Raw genomic sequence first — 14,551 nt, forward strand, 5'->3', positions numbered from 1 at the left:
TGTTTCCTAGCCTTCCGCGCCGGCTGCGTCGAGGGCTTCCTGCACGTGGTTGAGCAGTTCCTTCCAGCTGGCGACGAACTTGTCGAGGCCTTCGGTCTCCAGCAGGTTGACAACGTCGTTGTAGGAGATGCCCAGGCCCTCAAGCTTGTTCAGCAGGGCGTTGGACTCCTCGTAGCTGCCCGTGATGGTGTCGCCGGTGACGACGCCGTGGTCGAACGTGGCGTCGAGGGTCTTCTCCGGCATGGTGTTGACCACGTTGGCGGCGACCAGCTCGGTCACGTACAGCGTGTCCGGGTAGGCCGGGTTCTTGACGCCCGTGGAGGCCCAGAGGGGGCGCTGGGGGAGTGCTCCAGCGTCGGCCAGGAGGGCCCAGCGCTCGGAAGAGAAGACCTCTTCGAAGGCCTGGTAGGCGAGGCGTGCGTTCGCAAGGCCGGCCTTGCCCTTGAGTGCTGCGGCTTCGTCCGTGCCGAGGGCGTCGAGGCGGGCATCGATTTCCAGGTCCACGCGGGAGACGAAGAAGGAGGCGACGGAGTGGATGTCCGCCAGGTTGTGGCCGTTGGCCTTGGCGAGCTCCAGGCCGCTGAGGAAGGCGTTCATGACGGCGCGGTAGCGGTCCAGGGAGAAGATCAGCGTGACGTTGACGCTGATGCCTTCGCCGAGGGTGGCGGTGATGGCTTCGAGACCCTCAAGCGTGGCGGGGATCTTGATGTAGACGTTCTTCTTGTTGACCTTTGCGTACAGGCGCTTGGCCTCGGCGAAGGTGCCCTCGGTGTCCCAGGCCTTGCGGGGATCCACTTCAATGGACACGCGGCCGTCGACACCCTTGGTGGCCTCGGCGATGGGTGCGAACAGGTCACAGCCGTCAGCAACGTCGGCCGTGGTGATTTCAAAGACGGCGTCTTCGGCGTTGATGCCGGCGGCGGAGAACTTCTTCAGCTCCGGCTTGTAGTCGTCGCTCTTGGTGATGGCGGCCTCAAAAATGCTGGGGTTGGTGGTCACGCCAACTACGTTCTTTTCCTTGATCAGGGCCGCAAGGCTGCCGCTGTTCAGGCGTTCGCGGGAAAGATCATCAAGCCAGATGGAAACACCGGCGGCGGAGAGGGCGGCGGTGGGTGTTGAGTTGCTCATTGTGCGTTCTTCCTTAGCATGTCCAGGGATTGGAGCCCTGCCTTGTACAGCATTGCAGGGGAGGTGTTCTATTCCTGGCGCCGCCCGCAGCAGCAGGCGGCGCCAGGAAGAACGGGTGTTGCGGTTAGGAGTTGGCGTCTGCCAGCGAGTCCTTGGCCGCGGCCGTCACGGCCGCGGCGGTGATGCCGAACTCGTTGAACAGCACCTTGTAGTCGGCGGAGGCGCCGAAGTGCTCGAGGGAGATGGAACGGCCTGCGTCGCCCACGAACTCGCGCCAGCCCAGGGCCAGTCCGGCCTCGACCGAGACGCGGGCCTTGACGGCCTTCGGCAGGACCTGCTCGCGGTACTCTGCGGGCTGGGCGTTGAACCACTCGACACACGGCATGGAGACGACGCGGGCGGCGATGCCTTCGGCGGCGAGGGCCTCGCGGGCCTCAACAGCCAACTGGACCTCGGAACCTGTGGCGATGAGGATGACCGCGGGGTTGACTGTCACGCCGTCGGACACGGCCTCAGCCAGCACGTAGCCGCCCTTTTCCACCAGGTCCGCCGAGGCGAACTCGGTGGCCGTTGCCGCACCGTTGCCGCGGGGGTAGGTGGGGATGTTCTGGCGGGTCAGCACGATGCCGGCCGGGTTGTCCTTGGTTTCCAGGATCTTCTTCCAGGAAGCGGCAACCTCGTTGGCGTCGCCGGGACGGACCACGTCCAGGCCCGGGATGGCGCGCAGGCTGGCGAGCTGCTCCACGGGCTGGTGGGTGGGGCCGTCCTCGCCGAGGCCGATGGAGTCGTGCGTCCACACGTAGATGGACGGGACACCCATGAGGGCGGAGAGGCGCACGGCCGGGCGCTGGTAGTCGCTGAAGATCAGGAACGTTCCGGAGTAGGCCCGGGTGGGTCCGCTCAGGTGGATGCCGTTCACGATCGAGGCGGCTGCGTGCTCACGGATGCCGAAGTGCAGGACGCGGCCGTACGGGCCGCCGGACCAGGTGTCGGTCTGCTTGGCAGCCGGGATGAAGGATCCGGTGCCTTCCAGGGTGGTGTTGTTGGAGCCGGCGAGGTCGCAGGAGCCGCCCCAGAGTTCCGGCAGGACACCGCCGATGGCGTTCAGGACCTTCCCGGATGCGACGCGGGTTGAGACGTCCTTGCCGCCTTCAAATGCGGGCAGGTTTTCTTCCCAGCCGGCCGGCAGTTCCTTCTTCTCGATGCGCTCGAGCAGGGCTGCGTTCTCCGGGTTGGCAGCCTTCCAGGCGTTGAATCCGGTGTTCCACTCTTCACGGGCTGCGGCGCCGCGGTCCACCAGCTGGCGCGTGTGGTCCAGGACCTCGGGCTCAACCACGAAGCTCTTCTCCGGGTCAAAGCCCAGAACTTCCTTCACGGCGGCAACTTCGGCGGCACCGAGTGCGGAGCCGTGGATGGCGCCGGTGTTCTGCTTCTTGGGGGCGGGGTAGCCGATGATGGTGCGCAGCGAAATGATGGACGGCTTGGAGGTCTCGGCCTTCGCGGCGGCCAGGGCTGCATGCAGCTCGGCAACATCCTCGACGTATTCGCCGGTCTTGGTCCAGTCCACACGCTGGACATGCCAGCCGTAGGCCTCGTAGCGCTTGAGGACGTCCTCGGAGTAGGCGATGTTGGTGTCGTCTTCAATGGAGATGTGGTTGGAATCGTAGATGACAACCATGTTGCCCAGCTCCTGGTGGCCGGCCAGGCTGGAGGCCTCGCTGGTGACACCTTCCTGGAGGTCGCCGTCGGAGGCGATGACCCACACAGTGTGGTCGAAGGGGCTGGTGCCCGGTGCGGCGTCGGGGTCCATCATGCCGCGCATGCGGCGCTGTGAGTAGGCGAAGCCGACGGCGGAGGCCAGGCCCTGGCCCAGCGGGCCGGTGGTGATTTCCACGCCGGCGGTGTGTTTGTACTCCGGGTGGCCCGGGGTCAGCGAGCCCCAGGTGCGCAGCGCTTCCAGGTCGGAGAGTTCCAGGCCGTAGCCGGAGAGGAACAGCTGCACGTACAGCGTCAGGGACGTGTGTCCGGGGGAGAGGATGAAGCGGTCGCGGCCCAGCCAGTCGGGGTTCTTCGGGTCGATCCGCATGACCTTCTGGAACAGCAGGTACGCGGCCGGGGCCAGTGACATGGCGGTGCCGGGGTGGCCGTTGCCAACCTTCTCAACAGCGTCGGCAGCCAGGATGCGGGCAGTGTCCACTGCGCGCTGGTCGGTGGCGGTCCAGTTAAACGTTGGCAAATCCAGATGTGACACTGACAGGTCCCTCTCGTTATGGGCAAAACGTTGCAAATTCGGGCAAGCATGTGCAGCGGCGAAAGCTTGAGACACTGGCCGCACCACGCGCACGTTCCCGGATCTGCATCTGTGATTTTGGCAATCAGGACGTGCGTGGTTCAGGCTTCGTGGCGCGCCTGCGAGCCCGGACATAACCAAAGTTACACGACAAGGGCAGCCAAGCGTGATTGGTTTTCATATGTTGAGCACGTATTTCCTGTGCCTTGACATATGGATTTTTTCTGCTGTCACATAACTGGCGGCTATGATATGTACTTGGCGCGCATTCTGTTCCCGCGGGGACTGGCGCACCGTACCGCACGAATTTTCTGCGGCTGATCCAATCGATGAAAACATGGTGACAACACACGTGAGTGCCGCGCAAACCCCCATCGCCGAGACCGGGGCAAGGCCCCCCATCAGCTTCTCCGAAAAGGCCAAGGGCTACCTGGCCCTGACCAAGCCCCGGGTCGTGGAGCTGCTGCTGGTCACCACACTGCCCACCATGTTCTACGCGCACAGCTTCGCCGGCAATTCCGGCGTCCCCAGCCTCTGGCTGATGGTGGCCACCATGGTGGGCGGGGCACTGGCCGCCGGTGCATCCGGCGCGTTCAACTGCTATATCGACCGCGACATCGACAAGGTCATGAACCGCACCTCCAAGCGGCCGCTCGTGACCGGTGTGATCACTCCCCGTGAAGCCCTCGTGTTCTCGTGGGTCTTGACCGTCATTGCAGTGGTTCTGCTGTGGAGCATCAACCCGCTGACCGGCATGCTCGGCATCGGCGCGATCGTCATGTACGTGGTGGTCTACTCGCTCATCCTCAAGCGCCGCACTACCCAGAACATCGTCTGGGGCGGCGCCGCCGGCTGCTTCCCCGTCCTGATAGCCTGGGCCGCCGTCACCAACACCATCCAGTGGCCGGCCGTCATCCTGTTCATGATCATCTTCCTGTGGACGCCCCCGCACTACTGGCCGCTGTCCATGCGCTACAGCGACGACTACAACGCCGTCAACGTCCCCATGCTCGGCGCGGTTGCCGGCTCACGCACGGTTGCCGTCCAGGTGGTCCTGTACACCTGGGCCATGGTCGCCTGCTCGCTGCTCATGATTCCGCTGGGCGGTGCAGGGATCGTCTACACCGTGGTGGCTGCCGGCGCCGGCGCCTGGTTCCTCTACGAGGCCCACGTCCTCTACAACAACTCCAAGAAGGATCTCGTCACCAAGAAGAACGCGATGAAAGTTTTTCACGCCTCCATCACGTACCTGACGCTGGTTTTCCTCTCCCTTGCCGTGGATCCCTTTGTCGGCTCCGCGCTCATGGGCTAGTTTTTCATCCTCTCCGCCCGGTGCTGGTTCACCGGCGGATGGAACCGCACCAGCACGACGGCGGCCGGCACCTTCCCCAGGGAAGCTGCCGGCCGCCGTTGGTTAAGCAGGCGATTGGCCGCACCAACCACTCGGGAGCCTGATGCAGCCCCGGAGCTGATCCTCACGTGCGCGGTCTCCAACGATTGGTGCCGCCCTGCCAACCCGCGTTTGGGGACCGGAGGTTCCGGGGGTGCGGCAGGCTGGGTTTGGGGTCCCGTCGTCGCCACCCGTGGTGCACACAAGCGGCCCTTGCGACGCCTTTGCCGACGCGGTGGCGCAGCTTTCGTGGTCCGCCGTATTTCTTTGGAGCGAGGCCGGGCGCCGAGAAAGGGGCAAAACCGCGTGCTGAGGGGTGGGTTTCGCCGAAAATGGGTTAAAGCCGCGAGATGGGTGTATGACCTGCACCCATCCCGCGGGTCATGCCCCGGGTCGGTGAAGGGGGCGCGGATTGGTGCGGACCAGGCCCCGGCTCGGTGATCGCTGCGGGGAGGCGCGGCGGGTTTAGGGCCGGCTCGGCGATTGCGGCGGGACGGAACATCGGAGTCGCCCATACCTGGCCGCACAGATCCGCGGCAATGGCAGGAGAAGCACAAAAGCGGCCGGTGCCTTCACAGTGGAAGGCACCGGCCGCCGTCGTTCCCGGCTGCCGTGCACTCAAGCTCGCGGCGGGTCCCGCAGCCGCCACAGGGCCCTCGGCCGTGGGCCGGGCATGCGGGTGGATGCTACTTCGCCGCCAGGGCATCCCTGCCGCGGTTCAGCGCCACGTCGAACATGTTCGTGGCCACGGTCAGCATGAGCGACGCGCCGGCCATGTGGAAGATGACCAGGGTGATCGGGATGCCCGTGAAGTACTGCCAGTAGCCGATGAAGCCCTGCAGGATGACCGAGCCCAGGAGCAGGAGGGAGGCGTTGCGGAGAATGTCGCCGCGGCCGTTGCGCCACAGCAGAACCACCAGGACGACGGCCGTGGCCACCAGCAGGTAGACCGGCAGGGCGTGCAGGCGCGTGGCGAAGTAGCCGTCCAGTTCCATGCGGGGGGAGGTGGAGTCGCCGGAGTGCGGGCCGGAACCTGTGACCAGTGTGCCGAGAACCACGGCAAGGTAGCTGGTTGCGGCTGCCACAACACTGAGCTGGCGGATGATCGGCCGCGGCCGGGCAACGGCGGGCGCGGTAGCTCCGGTGCGGTCGTAGGCGCGGTTGACCAGCAGCATTGAAATGACCACCAGGGCCGCCGACACAAGGAAGTGCAGGCTGACAACGTAGGGGTTCAGTCCGGTCAGCACGGTGATGCCGCCGATGACAGCCTGCGCCGGAATGACCCCCAGTAGGGCCGCGGCTAGCCAGAACAGGTCCTTGCGTTCCTTGCGCAGGTTCCACAGCATGACCAGCAGGACCAGCCCGACGGCGGCGAGGGCGAAGGTCAGCGTGCGGTTGGCAAACTCGATGAAGCCGTGGATGCCCATTTCGGGCGTGTTGGTCAGCGACTCCGCCGTGCACTTGGGCCAGGTGGGGCAGCCAAGCCCGGAACCGGTCACACGCACGACGCCGCCGGAGACGATCAGCACGCCCTGCCCGATCAGCGACGCAACACTCAGCCGCTTGATCGCAGGGGTGACGGTTCGGGGAAGCCTTTCGGCAAAGTTCTGCAGTGCTGTGTTGCCTTGACTCACTTCAGTGACGCCTTTCAATTCCATTTGAACCACTTGAGTGCTGCAACGGTGGCAACGAGCGCCCACGCCAGCAAAATTACCAGGCCCCACACGTCGAGGCGGCTGTCGATCAGCGCCGCCCGCATCAGGTCGCCCAGCGCGCCGGACGGCAGCCACTGCACCACGCCGTCAAGCACACCCGAAAACTTGCCCACCGGCATGACAATCCCGCCCACGGCCGCGAACAGGATCCAGCCCAGGTTGGTAATGGCCAGCGTCGCCTCGGGCCGGACGGTTCCGGCGATCAGCAGGCCAAGCGCCGTGAACGTGCCGGCGCCCAGGATGAGCAGCGGGATGCCGAGCAGCACCCCGGCCAGCGGCGGCCGCCAGCCCATGAAGGCTGCCACGGTCGAAATCAGCACCACCTGCAGCGACAGCGCCACGAGCACGGCGATGACCTTGCCCGCAATCAGCCCGCCCTTGCCCAGCGGCGTGGTGGAGAGGAAGCGCAGCACGCCGTAGCGCCGGTCAAAGCCGGTGGCGATGCCCTGCCCGGTGAATCCAGTCGACAGCGCACACAGGGCCAAGATGCCGGGGGCGGCCACGGCGACCCGCGAGGGACCCAGGCCGTCCAGCAGGGGCGTGGCGACGAGCGCAACCAGGCCCAGCAGCGGCATGACCACCATCAGCACCAGCTGTTCGCCGTTGCGCAGCATGGTCGCCGCCTCATATTTGCCCTGTTCCAGGATCCGCCGCGCCAAAGTTGCCGGGCGTCCCGTGGCGGCTGTGTCAAAGAGCGTGCTCATGAGTTCCCCTTGGCTGTCTCTACGGAATCGTCCGACGCCGGATGGCCGGCCTGCGCTGTTGCGGCGCCTCCCTGCGACACTGCCAGGAAAACGTCCTCCAGGGACTGGGAGGCCAGGTGAAGTGCTGTGGGCATGAGGGATTGACGTGCGCACCAGGCGCCGAACCGTTCCAGGTCGCCGGCTTCCAGCGTGCCGCGCAGGCGGTAAAAGCCCGGCCGTGTCTCCGTGCAGTCCAGTCCGGGCCGCTCCAGCCCGGCCAGGTCAAGGCCGGGGGAGGACTCAAAGGTCAGTTCACGCTGTTTCAGTGCTGCGGTGGAGCGTTCCAGCAATTCCGGCACCGTGCCCTGCGCCACGGTCTCGCCCTTGTCCACAATGTAGACGTAGTCGGCGAGGCGCTGTGCGTCGTCGAGCAGGTGCGTGGTGAGGATGATCGCCTTGCCGGCGTCCCGCAGCTCACGGATCAGTTCAAAGACCATGAGGCGCGACTGGGGGTCAAGGCCGGCACTGGGTTCGTCCAGGAACAGCACCTCGGGGTTGCCCAGGATGCTGGCGGCCAGGGCCACCCGCTGCTTCTGCCCGCCGGAGAGCCGGCGAACGGTGGTGTCGGAGAATTCGCCGATGCCCAGGCGGTCCACGAGCGTGTCCACGTCAAGGGGGTTCTCGTACAGCCCGGCGACGTGCCGGAGCAGGGCCACGGGGCGCGCGGCAGGCGGGAGCCCGCCGTCCTGCAGCATGACCCCGACACGGGCCCGGAGGGCTGCATCGCCGCGGGCGGGATCATGCCCGAGCAGGGAGATGGTGCCGCCCGTGCGGGTCTGCAGGCCCTGTGCACATTCAATCGTGGTCGTTTTTCCCGCACCGTTGGCGCCGAGCAGCGCGGTGACGGCGCCAAAGTGCGCTTGCAGGCTAATGTTGGAAACAATGCGTTTCATCCGGCCGTCAAGGGCCGCCAGCGGCCCCACGTCCTTGATGAGCCCGGAGATGTCCAGGGCGGGGGAGTTTGTGTTTGTCACGCGCCCATTCTACGCGACGTAGATGTGCCTTTTGCCGGTCCATGCGGGGCGCCGGCGCGTGGGTAGGCTCACCTTAGTGGAATAAGGGAACTAATTACGGCATACTTGTGTTGTCTATTGTTGTATGTTATTTCGACTGCGTGGAGGTGCAAATGAGCCAGCATGTATCGCCGGGGGTGCTTGCCTCCATTGAGCCCGACGAGAGGACCCGGGACAGGGTCCTCACGGCAGTTCTGGAACACGGCCCTGTCAGTGCAGCCCAGCTGGGCACGCTGCTCGGCCTGACCCCCGCAGCCGTCCGGCGCCACCTTGACACCCTTTCCCGCGAAGACCTCATTGAAGTCAAGCTCATCAGCAACGCCAAGACCGGCGCCGGCCGCCCGGCCCGCCGTTACGTCGTGTCCCGCCGCGGCCAGACCGAGATTGGCGACGACTACCTGGAAATCGCCCGGCTGGCACTCGACGAGATTGCCGGCGTCCTGGGCGAGCAGGGCGTGGTTGAGTTCGCCCAGCGCCGCTTTGCCAAGATGGAGGCCAAGTACCAGCCCATGGTCGACGCCGCCGGGTCCGACGTTGCCGCCCGGTCCAAGGCCCTCGCGGCGGCACTGAACGCAGACCGCTTCGTTGCCACCTCCGACTCCCTCAACGCCGGCACGCCCATGGCTGCCGAGCAGCTGTGCCAGGGCCACTGCCCCATCCAGGAACTGGCATCCTCCTTCCCTGAGTTCTGCGACGCCGAGACCGAAGTGTTTTCCCGGCTCATCGGCGTCGATGTGCGCAGGCTCTCCACCATGGCCAGCGGAGGCCACGTGTGCACCACTCACGTGCCCACCGGCCGCGCCGTCGTAAGCAAGCACACCCACAAGCAACCGGGCTCCTGAAGCCCGTCGAAACCGATTTCCAACCATCAGCAAGAAAGGCCATGATGACGGATCAACTAGCGCAGGATGTAGGCGCGGAGGCTGCTGTCGAGGACACCACGCTCCACCACATCCTCGAGGCAAACCCTGAACTGGAAGGCTTGGGAAACTACGCCTTCGGCTGGTCGGACAAGAACGTAGCCAGTGACAACGCCCGCCGCGGCCTGAGCGAAGAGGTCGTCCGCGACATCTCCGCGAAGAAGAACGAGCCCCAGTGGATGCTGGACATGCGCTTGAAGGGCCTGAAGTACTTTGACCGCAAGCCCATGCCCACCTGGGGTGCCGACCTCTCGGGCATCGACTTCGACAACATCAAGTACTTTGTGCGTTCCACCGAGAAGCAGGCCACCACGTGGGAAGAGCTGCCGGATGACATCCGCAACACCTACGAGAAGCTCGGCATCCCCGAGGCAGAGCGCAACCGCCTCGTCGGCGGCGTCACGGCACAGTATGAGTCCGAGGTCGTCTACCACCAGATCCGTGAGGACCTGGAAGCACAGGGCGTCATCTTCACCGACACCGACACCGGCCTGCGCGAATACCCGGAACTGTTCCAGGAGTACTTCGGCACCATGATCCCGGTGGGCGACAACAAGTTCGCCTCACTGAACACGGCCGTCTGGTCCGGTGGCTCCTTCGTGTACGTCCCCCCGGGCGTCCACGTGGAAATCCCGCTGCAGGCCTACTTCCGCATCAACACGGAAAACATGGGCCAGTTTGAGCGCACGCTCATCATCGCCGACGAGGGCTCCTACGTCCACTACATCGAGGGCTGCACCGCGCCGATCTACACTTCGGACTCGCTGCACTCGGCTGTCGTTGAAATCGTGGTGAAGAAGAACGCACGCGTCCGCTACACCACCATCCAGAACTGGTCCAACAACGTGTACAACCTGGTGACCAAGCGCGCCATTGCACACGAGGGCGCCACCATGGAATGGGTCGACGGCAACATCGGCTCCAAGGTCACCATGAAGTACCCGGCCGTCTACCTTGTGGGCGAGCACGCCAAGGGCGAGACCCTGTCGGTGGCCTTCGCAGGTGCCGGCCAGCACCAGGACACCGGCTCGAAGATGGTCCACATTGCGCCGAACACGCAGTCCTCCATCATCTCCAAGTCCGTGGCGCGCGGCGGCGGACGCTCCGCCTACCGCGGCCTGGTCCAGATCCGCGAGGGTGCCAACCACTCGGCCAACACCGTCCGCTGTGACGCGCTGCTGGTGGACACCATCTCGCGCTCGGACACCTACCCCTACGTTGACGTGCGTGAAGACGACGTCTCCATGGGCCACGAGGCAACCGTCTCCAAGGTCAGCGAAGAGCAGCTGTTCTACCTGCAGTCCCGCGGGATGCCCGAGGACGAGGCCATGGCCATGATCGTGCGCGGCTTCATTGAGCCGATCGCCAAGGAACTGCCCATGGAATACGCGCTTGAACTGAACCGCTTGATTGAACTGCAGATGGAAGGGGCCGTCGGCTAAATGACCGAGCTCACGCAAGAACACGAAACAGATTCAAAGGTTTGGACACAGGGTTTCATCAAGGGCATGACCGAAGAGGGCGAAAGCCTCTCGGAGATCAACCCTGAGACCGGCCCCCTCGGCGGCGCCGCTGCCAAGGCCCACAGCCACGGCGGCGACAGCCACGGTGGCGGGGTCGGTGTGCCGGACAGCTCACGCGCCGGCCGCCTGACCTCCTACAAGCTTGCCGACTTCCCGGCCATCACCGGCCGCGAGGAAGACTGGCGCTTCACCCCGCTCAAGCGCCTCCGCGGCCTTGACCGGGTCGGCATCAAGGGCCAGGAGCTCAACGGCCCCGCGCCGGTCGTCGAGATCTCCAAGCCCGACGGCGTCACGGTTGAGACCGTGGGCCGCGACGACGCCCGCATCGGTTCCGCCGGCATCCCCGAGGACCGCGTGGCAGCCGCTGCCTGGGAAAACTTCACCGAGGCCACCGTGGTCACCCTGCCTGCAGAGTTTGCGGGCAATGCGGTCAACCCCACCACCTTGACGTTGACCGGACAGGGCGAAACCCCCGCCGCTTCGCACATCATCGTGCACGCCAAGAAGTTCGCCACCGGCGTTGTTGTCCTGGACCACCGCGGCACCGCCGTTCTCAGTGAAAACGTGGAGATCGTGGCCGAGGACGGCGCCAACCTGACGGTTGTCAGCATCCAGGACTGGAACGACGACTCCGTGCACGCAAGTGCCCAGCACCTCAGCATTGCCCGCGACGCCAAGATCAAGCATGTTGTGGTCAACCTGGGCGGAGACCTGCTGCGCACCACCCCGTCAGCCCGCTACACGGGCCCCGGCGGCGACGTGGAAATGTACGGCCTGTACTTTGCCGACGCCGGCCAGCACCTCGAGCAGCGCCTGTTTGTGGACCACTCCACCAAGCACTGCAAGTCCCGGGTCACCTATAAGGGTGCGCTGCAGGGCGAAAACGCCCACGCAGTGTGGATTGGCGATGTGCTGATCCGTGCCGAGGCCGAGGGAACAGACACCTACGAGCTCAACCGCAACCTCATCCTGACCCAGGGTGCCCGCGCTGACTCGGTGCCGAACCTGGAAATCGAAACGGGCCTGATCGAGGGTGCCGGCCACGCCAGCACCACCGGCCGTTTCGACGACGAGCAGCTGTTCTACCTGCAGGCCCGGGGCATCGATGAGGAAACGGCCCGCCGACTGGTGGTCCGTGGATTCCTCAACGAAGTCATCCAGCACATCCAGGTTCCGGAGCTCGAAGAGCGTTTGCGTGACGCAGTGGAACGCGAATTGGCGGCGACGCCGCAGTGAGCGAAACCTCCACGCCCGCCGGCGTCGTCGTCTGCCAAGCCAACGACGTCCAGGTAAAGACGTCCTTGCTGGTCGAGGTCGACGATTACCCCATCGCCATTGTGAGGGATTCCTACGGTGGGCTCCATGCCATCGGGGACACCTGCTCCCATGCGGAGATTTCCCTCAGCGAAGGCGACGTGGAGGACGGCACCATCGAATGCTGGGCACATGGCAGCTCCTTCGACCTCACATCAGGTCAGCCGCTGACATTGCCCGCATTCGAGCCCGTGCCCGTCTTTGCCCTGGCAGTCCACGGCAGCGACGTCTACGTGGACGTCACCAACATTCTTAACGGCGTCAGCCCGCAGTAATTGCGCACAGCAACCGCCGCAACCACACTTTTTAGGAGAAAATAGAGTATGTCTACTCTGGAAATCAAGGACCTGCACGTCAGCATCACCACTGAGCAGGGCAGCAAGGCCATCCTCAAGGGCGTCAGCCTGACCATCAACACGGGCGAAACCCACGCCATCATGGGCCCGAACGGCTCCGGCAAGTCAACCCTCGCCGCAACCATCGCCGGCCACCCCCGCTACACCGTGGACAGCGGCTCCATCACCCTCGATGGCGAAGACGTGCTGGCCATGACCGTTGATGAGCGTGCCCGCGCCGGCCTGTTCCTGGCCATGCAGTACCCGGTGGAAATCCCCGGCGTCACCATGACCAACTTCCTGCGCACCGCCAAGACGGCCATCGACGGCGAAGCCCCCAAGCTGCGCACCTGGACCAAGGACGTCAAGGAAGCCATGGCGCAGCTGCGCATCGAACCCGAGTTCGCACAGCGCAACGTCAACGAAGGCTTCTCCGGCGGCGAGAAGAAGCGCCACGAGATCCTCCAGCTGGAGCTCCTGCGCCCCAAGTTCGCCGTCCTCGACGAGACCGACTCCGGCCTGGACGTTGACGCGCTGAAGGTTGTCTCCGAAGGCGTCAACCGCGCCATCGACGCCGGCGGCCTCGGCACCGTGCTGATCACCCACTACACCCGCATCCTGCGCTACATCAAGCCGCAGTTTGTGCACGTGTTTGTTGACGGCACCATTGCGGAGCAGGGCGGCGCGGAACTGGCCGACCGCCTGGAAGATGAAGGCTACGACCGCTACCTGGTTGCAGAGTCCGCAACGGCGTAACGCCCGCGCACTGCACCGTACGTCAACGGAGGAATCATGACTGACATTAGCGAATCAAGCCCGGCACTGGTTGCCGGCCAAACCGACCTCGAGGACGTCGAGGAAGCACTCAAGGACGTCATTGACCCCGAACTGGGTGTCAACATCGTGGACCTCGGCCTGCTCTACGGCCTGCGCTATGGTGACGACGGCGCCCTGCTCCTGGACATGACGCTCACCACGGCGGCCTGCCCGCTGCAGGACGTCATCGAGGAACAAGTGGAGAACTCGCTTGGACCCATCGTTGACGAATGGCGCATCAACTGGGTGTGGATGCCGCCGTGGGGTCCCGAGCGGATCACGGACGACGGCCGCGACCAGATGCGGGCCCTCGGCTTCAACATCTAGTCCCCACTCGCTCCCTAATCTCGTACCTCGAGTGGGGCCCTCGCGAGCGTGGGCCCAGTCGCCCCAAACAGACGAACCGCCGCCGTCCACGAACTTTTCGTGGACGGCGGCGGTTCTCGGCGTCTGCAGGCTTTTAGACCTTCGGGACGGCGAAGGTGTCACAGGCTGCCAGGTCGGCGCTCTGGTAGCCGGTGTATAGCCACTTTTGGCGCTGCTCGCTGGAGCCGTGGCTCCAGCTTTCCGGATTGGTGCGGCCCGTGGCAGCCTGCTGGATCCGGTCGTCACCCACGGAGGACGCCGCGGACAGGGCATCGTTGAGGTCTGTTTGGGTCAACGCCTTCAGGAACGGCTCGCTGCTGCCGGGCGCCGGCTGGGACGAGGCATAGCGCATCCAGATGCCGGCATAGCAGTCCGCCTGCAGCTCGGTGCGCACCGCACCGGACTCGGCGCCCCTCGCGTTGCCTTGGGCGTTGTTAATGGTGCCGGTCAGGTTTTGCACGTGGTGGCCGAATTCGTGGGCCACCACGTATTCCTGTGCCAGCGGGCCGCCGGAAGAGCCGAACTGGGTCTCCAGCTGGGAGAAGAAGTCGGGGTCAAAGTACGCCTTGTTGTCGCCGGGGCAGTAGAACGGGCCCACGGCCGAGGTGGCCGGGCCGCACGCCGTGCTGACCTGCCCGGTGAAGATCACCGTTTTGGGGACGGCGTAGCCCACGCCGTACTGCTTCAGGTAGCCCGGCCAGAAACCGTTGAGCGAGTTTGCCGTGCCGAGGATGCGGCAGTCGAGGCGGTCGTTGGCATCGGCCCCCGTCAGGCAGCTGTCAATGCCGGAGGCGCCGGCCTGTTCAACTGCCGGCTGGGAGCCGGTGTCGCCGACGAGTGCGCCCAAAAGGTCCGGATTGATTCCCAGCAGGGCGCCCAGCAGCACCACGATCCCGCCGCCCAGGCCCAAACCCACCTTGCCGCCGCGCCCCATGCCGCCCCGCCGGTCTTCCGCCTGCGACGGATCCAGCCGCGCCCCCTCGTTGAATGTCATGGAA

At 65.2% G+C, this 14,551-nt stretch carries 13 protein-coding genes; 7 read left to right on the top strand and 6 right to left on the bottom strand.

Annotation, left to right across the window (positions count from 1 at the left end):
* Positions 1 to 6 precede the first annotated feature (6 nt).
* Together tal and tkt are read right to left on the bottom strand one after the other, a co-directional pair.
* A complete protein-coding gene (tal, locus tag JOF48_RS16865) occupies positions 7 to 1,128 on the bottom strand; it encodes a transaldolase (RefSeq protein WP_209682600.1) in 1,122 nt (373 codons plus the stop codon).
* A 124-nt stretch (positions 1,129 to 1,252) separates the two neighbouring features.
* Entirely contained in the window at positions 1,253 to 3,379 is a 2,127-nt protein-coding gene (gene tkt / locus JOF48_RS16870) for a transketolase (protein ID WP_342591285.1), read from the bottom strand.
* A 379-nt stretch (positions 3,380 to 3,758) separates the two neighbouring features.
* Between tkt and JOF48_RS16875 the strand changes: the two genes are divergently transcribed.
* Positions 3,759 to 4,730, top strand: coding sequence for a heme o synthase (locus JOF48_RS16875; RefSeq protein ID WP_425353745.1), 972 nt, complete (start codon positions 3,759 to 3,761; stop codon positions 4,728 to 4,730).
* A 764-nt stretch (positions 4,731 to 5,494) separates the two neighbouring features.
* On the opposite strand, the gene JOF48_RS16880 is transcribed toward JOF48_RS16875, so the two are convergent.
* Genes JOF48_RS16880 through JOF48_RS16890 form a run of 3 tightly spaced genes read right to left on the bottom strand, consistent with a single transcriptional unit; the run spans position 5,495 to position 8,240 of the window.
* A complete protein-coding gene (locus JOF48_RS16880; RefSeq protein WP_209682604.1) occupies positions 5,495 to 6,466 on the bottom strand; it encodes a COX15/CtaA family protein in 972 nt (323 codons plus the stop codon).
* Positions 6,457 to 7,227, bottom strand: a complete 771-nt coding sequence (locus JOF48_RS16885; RefSeq protein ID WP_209682606.1) for an ABC transporter permease — start codon at positions 7,225 to 7,227, stop codon at positions 6,457 to 6,459. Before JOF48_RS16885 ends, JOF48_RS16880 begins: the two co-directional genes overlap by 10 nt.
* Positions 7,224 to 8,240: an ABC transporter ATP-binding protein gene (locus JOF48_RS16890; RefSeq protein ID WP_209682609.1), complete on the bottom strand. Its 1,017-nt coding sequence runs from the start codon at positions 8,238 to 8,240 to the stop codon at positions 7,224 to 7,226. The genes JOF48_RS16885 and JOF48_RS16890 overlap by 4 nt, the downstream gene beginning before the upstream one ends.
* A gap of 152 nt (positions 8,241 to 8,392) precedes the next feature.
* Between JOF48_RS16890 and JOF48_RS16895 the strand changes: the two genes are divergently transcribed.
* From JOF48_RS16895 to JOF48_RS16920, 6 genes are read left to right on the top strand one after another with little or no spacing between them, the layout of a single operon-like run.
* Entirely contained in the window at positions 8,393 to 9,121 is a 729-nt protein-coding gene (locus JOF48_RS16895) for a helix-turn-helix transcriptional regulator (RefSeq protein ID WP_209682612.1), read from the top strand.
* Positions 9,122 to 9,165: 44 nt separating this feature from the next.
* The gene (gene sufB / locus JOF48_RS16900) at positions 9,166 to 10,641 is read left to right on the top strand and encodes a Fe-S cluster assembly protein SufB (protein WP_209684708.1); all 1,476 of its coding nucleotides are present in this window, start codon (positions 9,166 to 9,168) and stop codon (positions 10,639 to 10,641) included.
* Positions 10,642 to 11,958 carry a Fe-S cluster assembly protein SufD gene (gene sufD / locus JOF48_RS16905; protein WP_209682615.1) on the top strand — a complete coding sequence of 439 codons (1,317 nt, stop codon included), beginning with the start codon at positions 10,642 to 10,644 and terminating at the stop codon, positions 11,956 to 11,958.
* Entirely contained in the window at positions 11,955 to 12,311 is a 357-nt protein-coding gene (locus tag JOF48_RS16910) for a non-heme iron oxygenase ferredoxin subunit (RefSeq protein WP_209682618.1), read from the top strand. Before sufD ends, JOF48_RS16910 begins: the two co-directional genes overlap by 4 nt.
* Before the next feature lie 48 nt (positions 12,312 to 12,359).
* Complete coding sequence (gene sufC / locus JOF48_RS16915) at positions 12,360 to 13,127, top strand: Fe-S cluster assembly ATPase SufC (protein WP_209682621.1); 768 nt, start codon at positions 12,360 to 12,362, stop codon at positions 13,125 to 13,127.
* A 36-nt stretch (positions 13,128 to 13,163) separates the two neighbouring features.
* Positions 13,164 to 13,514, top strand: a complete 351-nt coding sequence (locus tag JOF48_RS16920) for a metal-sulfur cluster assembly factor (protein ID WP_209682623.1) — start codon at positions 13,164 to 13,166, stop codon at positions 13,512 to 13,514.
* Positions 13,515 to 13,647: 133 nt separating this feature from the next.
* Here JOF48_RS16920 and ypfJ read toward each other — a convergent pair whose 3' ends face one another.
* On the bottom strand, positions 13,648 to 14,547 hold the full coding sequence (ypfJ, locus tag JOF48_RS16925) for a KPN_02809 family neutral zinc metallopeptidase (protein ID WP_209682625.1): 900 nt from the start codon (positions 14,545 to 14,547) through the stop codon (positions 13,648 to 13,650).
* Positions 14,548 to 14,551: the final 4 nt, after the last annotated feature.

The organism is Arthrobacter stackebrandtii (assembly GCF_017876675.1).
In the GTDB taxonomy this organism is placed as follows: Bacteria; Actinomycetota; Actinomycetes; order Actinomycetales; family Micrococcaceae; genus Specibacter; species Specibacter stackebrandtii.

What these genes read in the sequence shown, in the direction of transcription:
- tal (WP_209682600.1), bottom strand. Translation starts at nt 1,128, where the DNA reads ATGAGCAACTCAACACCCACCGCCGCCCTCTCCGCCGCCGGTGTTTCC.
- JOF48_RS16880 (WP_209682604.1), bottom strand. Translation starts at nt 6,466, where the DNA reads ATGGAATTGAAAGGCGTCACTGAAGTGAGTCAAGGCAACACAGCACTG.
- JOF48_RS16885 (WP_209682606.1), bottom strand. Translation starts at nt 7,227, where the DNA reads ATGAGCACGCTCTTTGACACAGCCGCCACGGGACGCCCGGCAACTTTG.
- JOF48_RS16895 (WP_209682612.1), top strand. Translation starts at nt 8,393, where the DNA reads ATGAGCCAGCATGTATCGCCGGGGGTGCTTGCCTCCATTGAGCCCGAC.
- sufB (WP_209684708.1), top strand. Translation starts at nt 9,166, where the DNA reads ATGACGGATCAACTAGCGCAGGATGTAGGCGCGGAGGCTGCTGTCGAG.
- sufD (WP_209682615.1), top strand. Translation starts at nt 10,642, where the DNA reads ATGACCGAGCTCACGCAAGAACACGAAACAGATTCAAAGGTTTGGACA.
- sufC (WP_209682621.1), top strand. Translation starts at nt 12,360, where the DNA reads ATGTCTACTCTGGAAATCAAGGACCTGCACGTCAGCATCACCACTGAG.
- JOF48_RS16920 (WP_209682623.1), top strand. Translation starts at nt 13,164, where the DNA reads ATGACTGACATTAGCGAATCAAGCCCGGCACTGGTTGCCGGCCAAACC.
- ypfJ (WP_209682625.1), bottom strand. Translation starts at nt 14,547, where the DNA reads ATGACATTCAACGAGGGGGCGCGGCTGGATCCGTCGCAGGCGGAAGAC.